Annotated in this window: 13 protein-coding genes; 5 read left to right on the top strand and 8 right to left on the bottom strand. The window is 58.6% G+C overall.

Translation table 11 applies throughout. The annotated features are described in order from the left end of the window. Positions 1 to 53 precede the first annotated feature (53 nt). From fepD to fepC, 3 genes are read left to right on the top strand one after another with little or no spacing between them, the layout of a single operon-like run. Positions 54 to 1,058, top strand: a complete 1,005-nt coding sequence (gene fepD, locus V1572_RS08615; protein ID WP_395299874.1) for a Fe(3+)-siderophore ABC transporter permease — start codon at positions 54 to 56, stop codon at positions 1,056 to 1,058. After that, the gene (gene fepG, locus V1572_RS08610; RefSeq protein ID WP_395299984.1) at positions 1,058 to 2,047 is read left to right on the top strand and encodes an iron-enterobactin ABC transporter permease; all 990 of its coding nucleotides are present in this window, start codon (positions 1,058 to 1,060) and stop codon (positions 2,045 to 2,047) included. The genes fepD and fepG overlap by 1 nt, the downstream gene beginning before the upstream one ends. Next, positions 2,044 to 2,838 carry an iron-enterobactin ABC transporter ATP-binding protein gene (gene fepC, locus V1572_RS08605; protein ID WP_126534578.1) on the top strand — a complete coding sequence of 265 codons (795 nt, stop codon included), beginning with the start codon at positions 2,044 to 2,046 and terminating at the stop codon, positions 2,836 to 2,838. Before fepG ends, fepC begins: the two co-directional genes overlap by 4 nt. 51 nt (positions 2,839 to 2,889) lie before the next feature. On the opposite strand, the gene entF is transcribed toward fepC, so the two are convergent. From entF to fes, 3 genes are read right to left on the bottom strand one after another with little or no spacing between them, the layout of a single operon-like run. Continuing rightward, positions 2,890 to 6,747 carry an enterobactin non-ribosomal peptide synthetase EntF gene (gene entF / locus V1572_RS08600; RefSeq protein ID WP_395299873.1) on the bottom strand — a complete coding sequence of 1,286 codons (3,858 nt, stop codon included), beginning with the start codon at positions 6,745 to 6,747 and terminating at the stop codon, positions 2,890 to 2,892. After that, positions 6,744 to 6,956, bottom strand: a complete 213-nt coding sequence (locus tag V1572_RS08595; RefSeq protein ID WP_045909628.1) for an MbtH family NRPS accessory protein — start codon at positions 6,954 to 6,956, stop codon at positions 6,744 to 6,746. Before V1572_RS08595 ends, entF begins: the two co-directional genes overlap by 4 nt. A 10-nt stretch (positions 6,957 to 6,966) precedes the next feature. Further along, positions 6,967 to 8,166, bottom strand: a complete 1,200-nt coding sequence (gene fes / locus V1572_RS08590; protein ID WP_395299872.1) for an enterochelin esterase — start codon at positions 8,164 to 8,166, stop codon at positions 6,967 to 6,969. A gap of 144 nt (positions 8,167 to 8,310) precedes the next feature. Here fes and V1572_RS08585 point away from each other — a divergent pair, with 144 nt between their 5' ends. Both V1572_RS08585 and entD read left to right on the top strand, forming a co-directional pair. Continuing rightward, positions 8,311 to 10,560 carry a TonB-dependent siderophore receptor gene (locus V1572_RS08585; RefSeq protein WP_395299871.1) on the top strand — a complete coding sequence of 750 codons (2,250 nt, stop codon included), beginning with the start codon at positions 8,311 to 8,313 and terminating at the stop codon, positions 10,558 to 10,560. Positions 10,561 to 10,722: 162 nt separating this feature from the next. After that, entirely contained in the window at positions 10,723 to 11,364 is a 642-nt protein-coding gene (entD, locus tag V1572_RS08580) for an enterobactin synthase subunit EntD (RefSeq protein ID WP_395299870.1), read from the top strand. Between the two features lie 161 nt (positions 11,365 to 11,525). Here entD and V1572_RS08575 read toward each other — a convergent pair whose 3' ends face one another. The 5 genes from V1572_RS08575 to V1572_RS08555 form a co-directional block, all read right to left on the bottom strand. Then, positions 11,526 to 12,506: a fimbrial protein gene (locus V1572_RS08575; RefSeq protein ID WP_262765316.1), complete on the bottom strand. Its 981-nt coding sequence runs from the start codon at positions 12,504 to 12,506 to the stop codon at positions 11,526 to 11,528. A gap of 77 nt (positions 12,507 to 12,583) precedes the next feature. Then, on the bottom strand, positions 12,584 to 14,947 hold the full coding sequence (locus V1572_RS08570) for a fimbria/pilus outer membrane usher protein (RefSeq protein WP_395299869.1): 2,364 nt from the start codon (positions 14,945 to 14,947) through the stop codon (positions 12,584 to 12,586). A 172-nt stretch (positions 14,948 to 15,119) separates the two neighbouring features. After that, positions 15,120 to 15,800: a molecular chaperone gene (locus V1572_RS08565; protein ID WP_395299868.1), complete on the bottom strand. Its 681-nt coding sequence runs from the start codon at positions 15,798 to 15,800 to the stop codon at positions 15,120 to 15,122. Between the two features lie 57 nt (positions 15,801 to 15,857). Next, complete coding sequence (locus V1572_RS08560) at positions 15,858 to 16,412, bottom strand: fimbrial protein (protein ID WP_262765321.1); 555 nt, start codon at positions 16,410 to 16,412, stop codon at positions 15,858 to 15,860. 103 nt (positions 16,413 to 16,515) lie between these two features. Then, a complete protein-coding gene (locus V1572_RS08555; protein ID WP_262765323.1) occupies positions 16,516 to 17,112 on the bottom strand; it encodes a hypothetical protein in 597 nt (198 codons plus the stop codon). Positions 17,113 to 17,133: the final 21 nt, after the last annotated feature.

The raw sequence follows: 17,133 nt of genomic DNA, 5'->3' as shown, positions 1-17,133 counted from the left end.
CAAATAAGATAGATAACGATAATCACTATCATTATCAAATCATGGATGTTGCTATGTCGTTTTCCTCTTCTTCGGTGCGCGCCATTGCCGTGCCCGTTTTATTGCTGCTATTGAGCCTGGCGATTGCGCTCAGCCTGCTGGTCGGCGCCAAGCCGCTGCCCGCCTCCGTTATCGTTGATGCGCTCTCCGGCACCTGTCAGAGCGCCGACTGCGTCATCGTGCTCGACGCCCGTCTGCCCCGCACCCTTGCCGGACTGCTGGCCGGCGGCGCGCTCGGCCTTGCCGGTGCGTTGATGCAAACCCTTACCCGTAACCCGCTGGCGGACCCCGGCATTCTCGGCGTGAACTCCGGTGCCAGCTTTGCCATCGTGCTCGGCGCGGCGCTGTTCGGTTTGACGTCGCCCTCTGAACAGCTGGTGATGGCCTTTTGCGGCGCGCTGGCCGCCTCGCTGGTGGTGGCGTTTACCGGCAGCCAGGGCGGCGGGCAGCTGAGCCCGGTACGCCTGACGCTGGCGGGCGTGGCGCTTGCCGCGGTGCTGGAAGGCTTGTCCAACGGCATCGCTCTGCTCAACCCGGACGTTTACGACCAGCTGCGCTTCTGGCAGGCCGGCTCGCTGGATATCCGCACCCTTGAAACCCTGAAAGTGGTGGCGATCCCGGTGATGATTGCCGTCGTCGTAGCGCTGTCGTTAAGCCGGGCGCTGAACAGCCTGAGCCTCGGCAGCGACACCGCCACCGCCCTAGGCAACCGCGTGGCGCGCACGCAGCTGACGGGCCTGCTGGCCATCACCGTCCTGTGCGGCAGCGCGACCGCCGTGGTTGGCCCGATTGCCTTTATCGGCCTGATGATGCCCCATATGGCGCGCTGGCTGGTGGGGGCGGATCACCGCTGGTCCCTGCCCGTCACGCTGCTGGCGACCCCTGCCCTGCTGCTGTTTGCCGACGTGCTGGGCCGCCTGCTGGTGCCCGGCGAGCTGCGCGTCTCGGTGGTCAGCGCCTTTATCGGTGCGCCGATGCTGATTTTCCTGGTACGCCGTAGACGCGGAGGTGGCGCATGATGGCTCCCTCCCGGCGTTTAGTCGCCTGCGTCTCCCTGCTGGTTATCGCCATTCTGCTGCTGGCAACGTGGAGCCTGCGCAGCGGCGCGGTGACGCTTGATTTCACCCAGGTGTTTGACGCCCTGCTCGGCAGCGCGCCGCGCAATATCACCCTGGTTGTCACCGAATGGCGACTGCCGCGCGTGGCGATGGCCATTCTGGTGGGCGCGGCGCTCGGGGTCAGCGGCGCGATCTTCCAGTCGCTGATGCGCAACCCGCTCGGCAGCCCGGACGTGATGGGCCTCAATACCGGGGCCTGGAGCGGCGTGCTGGTGGCGATGGTGCTGTTCGGCCAGCACCTGACGGCCATCACCTTTACGGCGATGGCGGGCGGCATTCTGACGTCGCTGGTTATCTGGCTGTTGGCCTGGCGCAACGGCATCGACACCTTCCGGCTGATCATTATCGGTATCGGCATCCGTGCGATGCTGATGGCCTTTAACACATGGCTGCTGCTGCAGGCCTCGCTGGAAACGGCGCTTTCCGCCGGGCTGTGGTACGCGGGCTCCCTCAACGGCCTGACGTGGGGCAAAACCTGGCCCGCGGCACCGCTGATTGTGCTGATGTTTATCGGCGCGCTGCTGCTGGTACGGCGCATGCGGCTGCTGGAGATGGGCGACGACAGCGCCTGCGCGCTGGGCGTGGGCGTTGAGCGCTCGCGCCTGATGCTGATGCTGGTCGCCGTACTGCTGACCGCCGCCTCCACCGCCATCGCCGGGCCGATATCGTTTATCGCCCTTGTCGCGCCGCATATCGCACGACGTCTAAGCGGGACGGCGCGCTGGGGATTAACTCAGGCGGCGCTGTGCGGCGCGCTGCTGCTGCTGGCCGCCGATCTCTGCGCCCAGCGGCTGTTTATGCCTTACCAGCTTCCAGTGGGCGTGGTGACCGTCAGCCTCGGCGGCATTTACCTTATCGTCTTGCTCGTTCAGGAGTCACGCAAGAAATGACAGATTCAACCACCCGCTTGCGCGGCGAAAATCTCACCCTCGGTTACGGCAAAAAAATTATTGCCCGTGATTTATCCGTCGCCATTCCGGACGGCCACTTCACGGCGATTATCGGCCCGAACGGCTGCGGAAAATCGACCCTGCTGCGCACACTGAGCCGCCTGATGACGCCGGTTGCGGGGAGCGTGCTTCTCGACGGCGAGCAGATCCAGCGCTTCGCCAGCAAAGAGGTGGCCAGGCGCATCGGGCTGCTGGCGCAAAACGCCACCACGCCGGGGGACATCACGGTGCAGGAGCTGGTCTCGCGCGGACGCTATCCGCACCAGCCGCTGTTTACCCGCTGGCGCAAGGAAGATGACGAGGCGGTGAACCGCGCGATGCGGGCGACGGGCATTACCGATCTCGCTCAGCAAAGCGTGGATACCCTTTCCGGCGGACAGCGTCAGCGCGCGTGGATCGCGATGGTGCTGGCGCAGGAGACCTCCATCATGCTGCTGGACGAGCCGACAACGTGGCTGGATATCAGCCACCAGATTGACCTGCTGGAGCTGCTGAGCGAGCTGAACCGCGCGCAGGGGTACACCCTGGCGGCGGTACTGCACGATTTAAACCAGGCGTGCCGCTATGCCACGCACCTGATTGCCTTGCGAGACGGGGAGATTGTGGCGCAGGGCGCGCCGAAGGAGATTGTTACGCCGGAGCTGATCGCGCGGATCTACGGCCTGCGCTGCATGATAATCAACGATCCGGTGGCGGGCACGCCGCTGGTGGTGCCGTTAGGTCGACGGTAATTGCCGGGTGGCGGCTACGCCTTACCCGGCCTACACCCGGCGCTTTTGACGTTACCCCAAAATATTCTTCAACACCGGCCCTATCTTCTCAAACGCCTGCGGTGAAATGATATCCACGTGGGCGCAATCCTGGCTGTACACCTCAAGCTCCGCCACCCACGGCGCCCAGGCCGCCTGCGGATCCATGGTTCGCGTGCGCTCGGCGACAAACAGCGTCGCTTTGCCGTCAAAGCGCGCGCTGTGTGCCGTGGTGAGCAGCCGCACCGCGTCGGCGTAGTTGCCTTCAATGGCGTTAAACAGCTCGCTGGAGCCCTGCCCCTGCTGGGCGGCGATAAACGCCTGACGTTCCCGCTCGATCTCTGCCAGCACCGCCGGGTCGAGGCCGTTAGCCTCTTTTTCCGCCCAGTTCTGGGTTTCCGGCGGCCAGGTATCCAGCAGGCCGAGGAACGAAACCGCTTCACCCTGCCCGCGCAGGCGGGCCGCAATCCCCTGCGCCAGCGTGCCGCCGAGGGAATAACCGAACAGGTAATACGGCCCCTGCGGCTGCTGCTTACGTAACGTAGACAGGTGGCGCTCGATCACCCCATCCAGATCCGCACTTTCCTGCATCGGCCCGTCCGGGCGCGGCGACTGAATGCCGACGATTGACCAGCGCGGGCTGAGGTAGCGCGCCAGCACGCTAAACTGCCAGGCAAAGCCGGACGCCGGATGGAAGCAGAACAGCGTCGGGCCGTCGCCCTCACGCAGCGGCAGAAGCGTTTCATACCCCAGACGCTGCGCCTGCTCGTCGCTCATCTGCGAGTCCAGCAGGGCGCTAAGCTTGCTGACCGTCGAGGCGACCATAATCTGCCCCGGCGTGACCTTGCGGTTGAACGCACGGCTAAGCTGTGCCGCCAGACGCATAGCCAGCAGCGAGTGGCCGCCGAGGGCAAAGAAATCCGCCTCAATGTCGTTGATCTCGCAGCCCAGCAGCGCAGCAAACGCCTGCGCGACGGCGATTTCGGTTTCGCTTTCCGGGGCCCGTCCGGACGTTTTACCGGTCAGTTCCGGCAGCGGCAGCGCCTTGCGATCCAGCTTGCCGTTGGCGCTCAGCGGCAGCGCGCTGATTTGCAGCAGCACCACCGGCACCATATGCGGCGGCAGCTGGGCTTTGAGCGATTCCAGCAGCGCGTCGCGGTCCAGCGGTAAGCCGGATTCAGAAACCACGTACCCCACCAGCTGGCGGGCATCGCCGCCCGTTGCCGCCGCCTGGTTGAAGACGCAGGCGTGCGCCACGGCCTGGGCCACGTCCGGCAGCGACAGCATCGCCCGGTCGATTTCACCCAGCTCGATGCGCTGGCCGCGAATTTTAAGCTGGTCGTCGCTGCGGCCCAGATATTCCACCGCGCCGTTATCCAGCCAGCGGGCAACGTCTCCGGTGCGGTACATCCGCTCGCCCGGCGCAAACAGGTCGGCGATAAAGCGGCTGGCGGTGAGATCGGGGCGTCCCAGATACCCCTGCGCCAGCTGGATGCCGGTGAGGTAGAGATCGCCCGCCACGCCGAACGGTACCGGGCGCATCATCGCATCCAGAATGCGCAGCCCCGTATTCCACACCGGGAAGCCGATCGGCACGCTGTTGCCTTCCACCGCCGCCAGCTCAGGCCCAAACGCCGGATACCAGCTGACGTCCACCGCCGCTTCCGTCGGGCCATAAAGATTGTGCAGCGGCACGCGGGTCAGCTCTTCCCACTCGCGGCACAGCGCCGTCGGCAGCGCTTCGCCGCTGCAGAACACTTGCTTAAGCGTTTTGCAGCAGTCGACGTTTTCCGGCGTCAGCGAGGCAACAAACGCCGCCAGCATCGACGGCACGAAGTGGGTAGTGGTCACGCCATAGTGGGAGAAGAAGCTTTGCATCGCCTGCGGATCGCGGTGCGCGTCCGGCTCGGCCATCACCAGCTTCGCCCCGGCGATAAACGGCCACCAGAACTCCCACACCGACACGTCAAAGCTGCACGGCGTTTTCTGCGCCACTACGTCAAACGACGTCAGTGGATAATGATCCTGCATCCACTTCAGGCGGTTAACGATGGCGGTATGGCCGACCATGACCCCTTTTGGACGCCCGGTCGAGCCGGAGGTAAAGATGATGTACGCCGTCTGCTCCGGCTTCGCCAGCCGCAGCGGTTCAGCACCCGCGGTCGGTAATAGTGTGTTGTAACTAAACGTCTCGACGGAGAGATCGCTAAAGCGCGGAAGCTGTTCGTCAGTGGTAATGAGCAGGGACGGCTTCGCATCCTCCAGCATCATCCGCAGGCGATCGTCCGGGTAGCCGGTGTCGAGCGGCAGCCACGCGGCGCCCGCCTCCACAATGCCGTGCAGCGCTAACGTCAGGAATACCGAGCGCGGCAGGGCCACCGCCACGCTGTCGCCCGGCTTCACGCCGCGCGCGCGCAGCAGATTTGCCAGCGCGACGACCTGCTCGCGCATCTGGCGATAGTTCAGCTCAACGTGCGCATCCGCCAGCGCCGGGGCATCTGGCGTTTTGCTCGCCTGTTCCGCCACCAGATCCGCGAGCGTAGTGGACGGCAGCGCCAGTCCGGTATCGTTGATGCGTGCGAGCTTTGCGTATTCCTGTTCTGAAACGGTTTCCACCTCGCCGCAGCGCAGGTCCGGGTTGGCCGCAAATTGCCTCAGCATCGCGTTCAGGCGCGCGACGTGACGCGTCAGCGTCGCCTCGTCGTAGCGCTGTTTATTGGCGATGATCTCAATGCTCAACCCGCCCTGCTCGTCCGGGAACAGCGCCAGTTCCAGATCGTTCACCGGGCCGGTCGCCAGCGTGTGGGTGATGGCCTCCACGCCGTCGATATCCAGCTGGTAGTCGAACACTTTCACGTTCAGCACCGGGCCGAACAGCGCTTCATCGCCCGCAGCTTTCCCACTGTCGCGCACGATCTGCTCAGCGTCGTAGCGCTGGTGGCGGCGCATTTTTTTCAGCTGGTTCGCCAGGCGCAGCGCCAGCGAGGGCAGGCTCTCCTGCGGATCGATATTGACCGCCAGCGGCAGGACGTTAAGCACCGGTCCGGTCGCGGTCAGGGCTGCGGACCCCATCCTTCGCATAAAGATAAACCCGGCGGCGTAGTCCAGCCGTCCGGTGAGGCGCCCCAGCCACAGCGCCACCAGCGCAAGCGCCAGGTCGGTGCGCTGTACGTTTTCTGCCGCCTGCGCAAGCTGGCTAAAAGCACGACCGTCGGCGGCGATTTTCAGGCGCAGGATATCCGTTGTCGCGGCACGACCCGGCAGCGGCGCGGAGGAGAGCGAGACCGGAGAAGGCAGCTGTTTGCGCTGCTCGGCCCAGAACGCGCCGTCGCGCTGGTACGCCTCGCTGTCGCGATAGCGCTGGTACTCGTCCACCACCTCTGCAAATGGGGTAAACGGGGATTCAGGCGTGGGGTCGCCCTTTTTCCACGCGGCATAAATTGCGGCGATCTGGCGGGTAATGGCCGGGAAGCTGAAGCCATCCACTACCAGATGATGATAGCGCTGATACCAGTACCAGTGGTTGTCACCGACCTGAATCAGCTGGTGAAACGCCAGCGGCTGACCGCTGTCGACGCGCAGGTTCTGGTTAAGATCGGATTCCATCAGCGCCACGGCGGCGGCGTGGGAATCAACGCGAACAACGGACGGTTCCGGCAGAATGAAGGTCTCATCCACCCACTGCCACACCTCACCGTTTTCTTCTGCAAAACGCATGCGCAGGGTATCGGCCTGCAGCATGCCTTCCGCAATGGCTTTAACCAGCAGTGGCGCATCGATATTGCCTTTCAGCTCGGTGTAGTGCGCCACGCTCCAGGCGTTTGGCAGCGTGGACAGCTGTTCCGCCATCCAGATCCCCGGCTGGGCGGCGACGAGAGGAAGACGGTTCATGCTTTCTCCCCCACAAAGTAAGACGGCTCAAGCGTTTGCCAGTGCCCGGCAAGCCACTGCTGGCACGCCTCCTGCGACTGTGCTTCGCACACCACGCGCCACCCTGCCGGCAGTTCGCACTGCTGCGGCCACAGGCTGTACTGCCCCTGGTCGTTTTGCAAAATGGCGAACTGTCCCTGCGGATTATCGAAAGGATTGCTGAATTCCATACAGACTCCGTTAGTGAATAAGCGGCTGCCAGAGGGTCATCAGCCCCTGCGTCAGCCCACCGCGCCAGCAAAGCGCATCGTGTCCGCCGTCAACCTGACGCCAGATAACCGGTTGGTGTATGTGCAGTTCGGCGTAAATCGCCTGATTCGCGCGGAAGATGAGCGGCTCGTTGCGCCCGGCTTCAAGAATGATGCGTAGCCCGCGAGGAGATATTTCACCGGCTTTAAGTTGTTCGATTAACAGCCCGTCCTGCTGGCCGCCGCGGTGTGGCCACCAGTAAGAGCCGGACTGGCTAAGCACGCAGCCAAAACGCTGCGGCCAGTGGAGGCCAGCATAAAGCGACGCGAGACCGCCAAAGCTCTGGCCAGCCACCACCGTACGGTCGGCGCGGTCGCTAAACGGCACGCGTTTTTTAACAAGGGGGAGAAGTTCTTCCTGCACCGCCAGCCAGAAATCGGGATTGCACGGCAGCTCGCGGTTCCGATGCTCCATGTCGATAACATCGATTAAGACGTAGACCGCAGGCGGTAATTTGCGCTCGGCGGTGAGCGACGCCAGTGCAGGCCAGACCGGCATGCTTTCGGCCCAGAACTGCCCGTCGAGCAGCACCGCCAGCGGACGTTCCGGGTCGTCGCCCCCGGTAGTGAAAATCCAGACGCGACGGCGATTTTTCAGGCGCGCGCTTTCCCACTCAATACAAATCGGAGGTTGATACGGCGTATCGGGATGATTCCAGCCCGGCTGAACCGGCGCGCCCGGCATCTCCAGCGCGGAGACGGCATGGCCGCGCCCGCCGCGCCAGCTTTGCAGATTCAGCGGGTCGGAAACCGCGTGCGGCAGCAGCTTGCGCCACCCTTCGCGCAGCGCCATGCGCTCCGGCTGCTCGCCTTCAAACACGACGCTGGCAAAATCGTTTTCATTCATGGAAGGGATAAAACAGTAGCTTCCACGCCACTCGGGGCTGAAATCGCCCTGCCACTGCCAGACGTCGGTATCGGGAATGCGTTCGAGAGACTGCGGGCGGGCATTTTGGTGGTGATCGGTCACGCCGGTGACGTAGAGCCAGACGCGTTTGATCGGTGACGTTCTTTGCGTTCCTGCCGGGTCACGCCACCAGAACGTGACGCGATAGTTTCCCTTTTTCGGCGTCCATTCAGGCCCGTTTTTCGACTGCCACCACGCTTCACTTCCCGTTGTTAACGCCGTCACCCTTATAACCTCATGTTTAACAGTCTTTTTTGTTTCAGAGCAAATTTTATTGATAATATTATTGATAACTATTTGCATTTGCAATAGCGTAGTGCCCGCGCTGTGGGAAGCGCTCATAAAACAACCACAAAAGCAGGACGTACAATGAATAAGAAGATTCACTCTCTGGCCTTGCTGGTCAATTTAGGGATTTACGGCGCCGCGCTGCCCGCTCTGGCAGACGACAACACCGCCTCTGCGCAGCACGAAGACACGATGGTGATCACCGCCGCCGAGCAGAATCTGCAGGCGCCGGGGGTATCGACCATCACCGCCGATGAGATACGTAAAAACCCGCCCGCACGGGACGTGGCTGAAATCATCCGCACCATGCCGGGCGTTAACCTGACCGGTAACTCCACCAGCGGCCAGCGCGGGAATAACCGTCAGATTGATATCCGCGGCATGGGGCCAGAAAACACCCTGATCCTGATCGACGGCAAGCCGGTGACCAGCCGAAACTCCATCCGTCTGGGCTGGCGCGGCGAGCGCGACACCCGCGGCGATACCGGCTGGGTGCCGCCGGAGATGATCGAGCGCATCGAAGTGATCCGCGGTCCGGCCGCCGCGCGCTATGGCAACGGCGCGGCAGGTGGCGTGGTGAACATCATCACCAAAAAATTCGACGACCAGTGGCACGGCTCCTGGAACACCTACCTGAATGCGCCTGAGCACAAGGATGAAGGTTCCACCAAGCGCACTAACTTCAGCCTGAGCGGCCCGCTGGGCGGCGACTTCAGCTTCCGCATGTTCGGCAATCTGGACAAAACCCAGGCCGACGCGTGGGACATCAACCAGGGTCACCAGTCTGACCGAACCGGTGCCTACGCCGACACGCTGCCCGCGGGCCGTGAAGGGGGGGAAAATAAAGACATCAACGGCGTGGTGCGCTGGGACTTTGCGCCGATGCAGTCTCTGGAATTTGAGGCGGGCTACAGCCGCCAGAACAACCTCTACGCCGGTGATACCCAGAACACCAACAACGACAACAGCTCCAGCGGTCTGGTGAAAAAGAACTACGGCAAAGAGACCAACCGTATCTATCGCCAGAACTTCGCGGTGACCTGGAACGGCGGCTGGGATAACGGCATTACCACCAGCAACTGGGCGCAGTACGAGCACACCCGCAACTCCCGTCTGGGCGAAGGGCTGGCGGGCGGTCTGGAAGGCCTGTTCAACAGTAATAAATTCACCGACACCGATCTGGCCGACGTGATGCTGCACAGTGAAATCAACCTGCCGATTGATTTCCTCGTTAACCAGAACCTGACGCTCGGCACCGAGTGGAACCAGCAGCGCATGAAGGACTCGACCTCCTTCACCCAAACCCAGCAGGGCGGCACCATTCCGGGCATGAGCAATGACCGCAGCCCGTACACGTCGGCAGAGATTTTCTCTCTGTTCGCCGAAAACAACATGGAGCTGACCGACAGCACCATGCTGACCCCTGCCCTGCGCTTCGACCATCACACCATCGTCGGCAACAACTGGAGCCCGTCACTTAACCTGTCGCAGGGTCTGGGGGATGACTTCACGCTGAAGATGGGGATCGCCCGCGCCTATAAGGCGCCGAGCCTGTACCAGACCAACCCGAACTACCTGCTCTACAGCAAAGGCCAGGGCTGCTACGCCAGCTCCGACGGCGTGGGCTGCTACATGATGGGTAACGACGACCTGAAGGCCGAAACCAGCATCAACAAAGAGATTGGCCTGGAGTGGAAACACGACGGCTGGCTGGCGGGCGTCACCTGGTTCCGCAACGACTACCGCGACAAGATTGAAGCGGGCTACGCGCCGATTGGTCACACCTCTTCCGGTAAAGTGCAGACGGATATCTACCAGTGGGAAAACGTGCCGAAGGCGGTGGTTGAAGGTCTGGAAGGCTCCCTGAACGTGCCGGTCAGCGACACGATTAACTGGACCAACAACATCACCTACATGCTGCAGAGCAAGAACAAGGAGACCGGCGACCGTCTGTCGATCATTCCGGAGTACACGCTGAACTCAACCCTGAGCTGGCAGGTGCATCAGGACGTGTCGCTCCAGTCGACCTTTACCTGGTACGGCAAGCAGCAGCCGAAGAAGTACAATTACAAAGGTCAGCCGGTGACCGGGTCTGAGAAAGACGAAGTCAGCCCGTACAGCATCGTTGGTCTGAGCGCAACCTGGGACATGACCAAAAACGTCAGCCTGACCGGCGGCGTGGATAACGTCTTCGACAAGCGCCAGTGGCGCGCGGGTAATGCCCAGACCACGGGCAACGCCACCACCGGTGCGTATATGTACGGCGCGGGGGCTTATACCTATAATGAGCCAGGCCGCACGTGGTATATGAGCGTGAATACGCGTTTCTGATAAAGGCAACAACGCCTCCCTCTCCCTGTGGGAGAGGGCTGGGGTGAGGACGAGGTGAAAGCAAAACGGCAACCCCGTTGCCGTTTTTAGTGTTTGCTCCCTCTCCCCGTGGGAGAGGGCCGGGGTGAGGGCATCAGGCCGCACAATTCTGAAGGAAAAACCATGCACACAATCCACACCACGTTCATTCTCGCCGGCCACACCGTTCACCACGTCACCTTCGACCCAACCACCTTCACCGACGCCGATCTCCTCTGGCTCCCCCACCACGCCGAGCTTGCAAACGCCGGGCGCAAACGCAAAGCCGAGCATCTGGCAGGCCGCATCGCCGCCGCGCATGCCTTACCTGACCACACCGTGCCCGGCATCGGCCCCAGCGGTGAACCGCTCTGGCCGGAAGGCGTTTCAGGAAGCATCACCCACAGCGGCACGCAGGCGATGGCGGTTGTGACATGCGACCATCCGGCGATTATCGGCATCGATTGCGAAACGATCCTCTCCGAGAATGAAGCTCAGGAAATAAAAGACGGCGTCATTGATGCCCAGGAAGAGATCGTCCTTTCCTGCTCAGGTTTTCCGTTCACCCTCGCCCTGACGCTGGCGTTTAGCGCCAAAGAGAGCCTGTTCAAAGCCCTCTTTCCGAAGGTACAGTCCTGGATGGGGTTTGACAGTACTCGCGTCACACAGCTCGACGATAAAACGCTTACCCTGGCATTAACCCTTCAACGCGCAGGACATGCCAACGCCACCGCCTTCACCCTTCACTGGCGACAGCACGGCGAACAGGCGATCACCCTGCTGTAAGGCTCTCCTGCCGACGGGAATGCAGAGGCTCAACCCGACACCAAACATGCCGGAAAAAATGATCCCCATAACCCATTCTGCTTGATTCAGGTGTTATCTTTCAGGCATTCGGTGGAAACCGCGCAGAACAGACCGGATGCGAGGGTATTTCAAATAATGCGTTAACGATAGGTCATAGTAAACGACGCCGTGGCGCTCACCGAGCCTGATCGAGCATTCGCAGAGGTCATATAATACGCGGCCTTAAAGGGAATATTGACGATTTCTCCTGCCGAGGTCGTCGTGCCGTATTTAATAAGCTTGCCGAACTGCACGGGCGAATCGTTATATTTTAGCTGAATGCCCAAACCTGTAGCCGTCGAACTGCTGTTTAACCCCAATACTCCGTTAACAGGATCGGCAAGCGGGCTGACATTATCCAACGTCACATTCACTGCGGTCTGTGCACTACAGATAAGTGGTATGGAAAATGTCACCTGATTCTGGGTGCTGCCGACGCCGTTAAACTTCGGTAATAGCGCAATTCCCATATTGATATTCAAATTTTTATCTTCAATCTGACAGGATGCAGTGCTTATATTCATCGGCGAAAATATATATTTAAAAAGCGGTAGGCGCATAATGTTATTACTTCTCGGAGTACTGTATTCCATATTTAGCGCCTGAGCGGGTATTGAGCCCGTCTCCGGGGTAGTGCTGGTTTTGATCAGCTCAAAAGTATCCGTGAACGTTGATACACCATCCTGGAGGATCCCTCGCCTCCAGTTCGGGTTATTAAGGTCCATTCTGGTGACAAATTCGCTACTTTGCGTGGTGCTGGAAAAGTTCTTCCACCGGATGCCAATACCCGGAACCTCTGTCGCCCGCACGTTTGCCAGCGGCGAGGCGCCGTAATCCGTATTCGCCCCGGAGAGCTGAATAAACCACGAGCCATCATATCCGATTTGCTGACCCTCAGGGTCACATTTTATGGGGTTACTGGTGATTATCGTTGCTAATACCGTTCCAACCGGCGCATCCCGCTGAACGACAATATTGTGATCGAAGTTGACCGCTACGTCGTTTGCAGAACACAGCGCAAAGGCATTCAGAGAGACAGCGCATCCCACGGCTGCCGTCGCGATTTTAAATACGGTGGACATGATATGTTCCTTCATTTCAGGCAAGGCGTAGGCCTTCTCTCGTAAAAGTAATAATACGTATTAACGCAATGAGAAATTTAACGACACGTCGCAGCGGTACGCTGAATTTTACCCGGTAAGGCGTTCAAGTTTATTTTGGCGCGACAGGTTTTCGCTCCCCACTGTACCGTTATGCTGTCACCGTCGTTCAGGCCGCTCATATAGACCTCTCCGTCGCTCCCAACAATACTCATCGCATCGCTTCCGTTAAGCTTTACCATGGCCCCAAAGGGCACCGGCGAGTTCTGATACAGCAACGTTATCAGAGCACGGAACCCTGTTCTCGCTTTGAACGTCGCGCGCACCACGGCACCGCGCGTAGGTACGACGTTGACTACGGATTCGTCCACATCCACGTCCGGCCTCAGCGAACCGATGTCTATCGCAATCCGGTTTTCCTGATAAGCGCTGGCATAGGGCACTACCGCATATCCGCGCCAGTCCGTTTTAACGCCAGGGTTATTGCGCACGCTCACGCCTGATGCGCCCTGCGCTTCTAGCAGCACAATGGTATCCCCCAGCGGCTGAGAGAACGTCACGCCATGCTCGTGGCCGACAACCCCCCCCTGCAGGCCGAAGTTCAGCTGACTGTTCTGTCGGCTGTAGTTGTAGCCTGCGCTTACGGTACCGTAGCCGCCTTTATAGGTTCCGCTTAGGGAACTTCTCGATTCTCCGCCAGACGACGTATAGCCCTGCTGGACAAGGTAGCTCAGGTTATTATCAGAGAGTGCGGTGCCGCTCAGCCCCACCAGGTGCGTCTCCGGACCGTTCTTTTGCATATTCACGCTATAGCTGGCCCAGCTTTGCGGCAGCCATTTGCTCAGCGGCACCTGTAAGTTAAAGGCTACAATCTGGTCCCTACGGTCTTTGCCCGGCGTTTCGCTGTAGGTGTAGCCGAGCGAGTAATTGATATCGCGAATACTGGTGTTAAAGCCGGTGCTGACGTTGCGCTCATAGCCCTGTCTGCCCCAGTAGTCCTGCTGGTATGCCGAAATATAAAAATTTCCCCAGCTTTGCAGCGACTGGCTGAGGTTGAGCTGCAATCGGCTTCGCTTGTTGTAGCGCTGGCTGCTGAATTCATTCACTTCCTGGAAGGTATAAAACCCTTCCGTGGAGTAGCGATAGCTTGCGAGCGTCACGGTGGTATCGGTCGTGGCCACCGTTTTTGAATACTGCACCCGATAGGACTGTCCCCGGCTGCGGCGATTTTTCTCCTCAACGAGCTGGCTTTCGGCAAGGGTAACGTCCGCCGATAGTGAGCCTATATCGCCAAAGCTGAGGCCGGAACCAAGCACGCCGGACGCATAGTTACTTGCCCCCAGGACGCCACCGTACAGCGTGAGATTATTGGCGAGGCCATAAGCCAACGTGCCCAGGCCAAATGTGGGCGTATGTGCCCCATGCTTCGTCGTTCGAAACTCGCCTGTGCTCAGCGCATACTTCACGCGGCCTTCCCGCAGCATGACGGGAACCGCGGAGAAAGGTTGCACGAAATGCTGGACGCTGCCGTCAGCTTCGGTGACGACAATATCCAGGTCGCCGCTCGCTGACGTAGGATAAAGATCGCGAATGATAAAGCTGCCAGGCGCCACGTAGGTTTGATAAACCGTGTAGCCGTTTTGCTTCACGGTAACCGTGGCGTTGGTGCGGGCGATCCCCCGAATGATGGGGGCGAAACCGCGCATGCTTTCCGGCAACATAGTGTCATCGGAAAAAATTTGGGCGCCGCGAAACATCACGCTGTCAAACACGTCGCCGGGGGTGCTGCTTTCACCCACCTGAAACTGCCCTCTCAAAAACTGGACGTCGCGGCTCAGGGTCGTATTCAACGACGAAAACAGCTGTTTTCCGTTGTTCGTGGTCACAGTGCTGTAGTTACGCAGGCGCCACGGCCCCGCATTAATACCACTTTGCAGATTGGTGTAAAGCTGATCCTGCGTCTCGCCGTCCCGGCTCCAGCTGCGCGAGCCGTTGATGCTGTAATTTACCAGCAGTGCAGAAATGCCCTGGTCCCAGCGCGACGGGTCAACGGTGCCGCGTGCCCGCGCGTTAAGCGCCGATTGAGGGATAGAGATATCCAGTCTCTGCCTGTCAAAATCCAGCCGGGTGGAGGCATCCGGTATAAAGGCGCCGGGATCGGTAATTATTGCCTCGGCAGGTAGCATGGATAATTCAGGAAATGCCTTGACCCTGACACCGAGTGATTCCAGCACGCTCCGGTTAAGCTCCGGCGCCAGCCCGACGCCGTTAACAGATACAAAAGAGATATTTTCCGTTCGGATATAATTTTCATTAAGCCATATTTCCACCCTGTAGGTGCCGGGTAACTGCTCTCCCCGCTCGAAGCGGCCCAGATCTATGCCCTGAGAAGTCGAGTGTGTTTTTTCAAGCGCATCGGCCATAAAATAGAGTTCGCCCGCAGCTGCGGGAAAAACGCCCGAAATAAAAAGCGCTATCGTCGAGAGTCGACTTACGCGGTTAGGCCACGAGCCAGAGAAAAAACCATATCGAGAAAAAGGAACAGTATTCACTTTGCTTACCTGCGCGAGTGACATAGCGTATTGTTAATATTTTTTATTTCAGCATCTGGCGCTTTTCTGTCGTTACGCCACCAAAATCATTTATGGCTTTCCAGGCCACCTGCGTTCCACTGCCGGCCACCGTTGCGGAACTAAAGGGTGAAATCATCGGCGGCTGCGCAATCGTTTTATTGCCAATCGTTAATGAATAAAGAGAAACGTAGAACGGCGTTGGGTTATTAATCACCAGGTGTTCACCGCGCGTCTCAAACTTTAATTTCGTCCATGCCTCACCAGATTTTTCAGACGCCAGCGCCGCAGGGCGATAGAAAATTTTCATACGCGTCTTAACGGCAATAAGCAGCCGATTTTCATCTGACCGGGTCATTGAGGGAATAGACTTAACGTTTAGCCAAAAAACAGATTCGCGATTATCAGGCAATTTTTTTTCACCGGTATAAATGATCCGCAGCGTATTTTCATGGCCTCCGTCGAGGCGGAACAGGGGCGGCGTGACGATAAAAGAAACCTTCTCCTTCGAGTTTTCACCTAACTCAACCCATGACTGAATTAAATAGGGAACGGCATCCCGACTGTTACTCACTGGGAGTGAGGCTTCGCTTTCATTTCCATTATAAATTAAGCGTGTCCCCCCGACGGTTATGCTGGCCTGAACCGGTATAGAAAGCAGGCAAACGCCTGATAACGCAATCGTTCGAATAAGTTGACTCATCATACGTTCCCAATATTTCAGCAAGAAACAACGGGGCGCACCTTAGGTACGCCCGGGATATTACTGATAGGTGATGGTAAAATCTGACGTCGCGTTTGCAGTACCCGCCACCACGGCAGCCTGCGTTGCCTTATATTTCGCCACGAAGGTCATCTTATTGCTATTTGCGGCATCTTCGCCTGCACTGGTGTCAAGGGTGATGCTCTTCGACTGGGTTGCCAGAGGGATCGCTGTAATGCCGTCCTCTTCATAAAACGCAACGCCTACACCTTTCGCCGTTTGATCGCTATTCAGCGCAAGAATACTGGTGTCAGAGCTGTCTGCAGTACCATCAAACTTAATGGATGCAGAGGTAACGGCCGCAGGGCAATTATTCAACATAATGCTGAAGCGGGTTGCAGCAGCAACAGATCCGGCCGCGCTAAACGAGCTTTTAGGGATTTTCCCAAGGTTAACGGTCTGATTCGCCGTACTGGTATCAATCGTACAGGCCGAATCAAGGATTGTGCCGGTGAAATTAATTTTTCCATCGGCCGCCTGAGTGGCAAAGGTGATTCCACTCACGGCAGCGGCCGCCAGGACATTACGAATTACACGGGTAACTTTAGTTTGCATAGCTTTATCCTTAGGATTGAACATTATCTGCATTGACGTCATGTCAATGCAGGAACAGCGGAATAAGTCCGCTAAACCAGTTAATGTATTATTTATTGCCCAGTCAGGCTGATTTTAAACAAGGATGGTGACAAGCCTGAGTGGATAAAATAACGATGAGCTGTTTCATCTCTGAACTGCTTCCTAATGCAAGTCGCTTTCTTAAATAGTAGTTTTTATTTATGTCATCGCGGTCATTGCAACGATATTTCCCGGTCGCCACATCGTATAGCGACATCAGAAAGTCCAGATGTTCTGGCGATAACTTTACCGATAACCTGTCGTAAATAACATCGGCTACTTCCCAGGGTTTTTCCGTTGCGGGGAGTTTCGCTGCGCGATCGCAAAGCGCCTTCAACTCTTTGATCGTCGTAACCAGCCAGAAGAGTTTTAAATAGCTATTGCCTGTGTTTTCTTCTGGCGAAATAAAATAGGTTCGTCGCGATAATCCTCTGGCCGCGAGCCGAGAATACAACCACCTTATGTTATCTGTTGTTTCATCAATTGCATCAATCAAAATGCAAGGCTTATCCAGGATCGTTGCACAGACGATAAACTCAAGGCGGTTATCAAAAAAGAATACCGCTTTGTCCGCTGAGGATAAGCCCTGAATGGCCTGCCTCATTGCAAAATTCCGAGTGAACACCAATAGCGTCGTCAACGTTCATTCCTTTTTTTAATT

The organism is Enterobacter quasiroggenkampii (assembly GCF_043972695.1).
GTDB classification, from domain to species: domain Bacteria; phylum Pseudomonadota; class Gammaproteobacteria; order Enterobacterales; family Enterobacteriaceae; genus Enterobacter; species Enterobacter quasiroggenkampii.
This window is presented reverse-complemented; position numbering and strand designations above follow the sequence as displayed.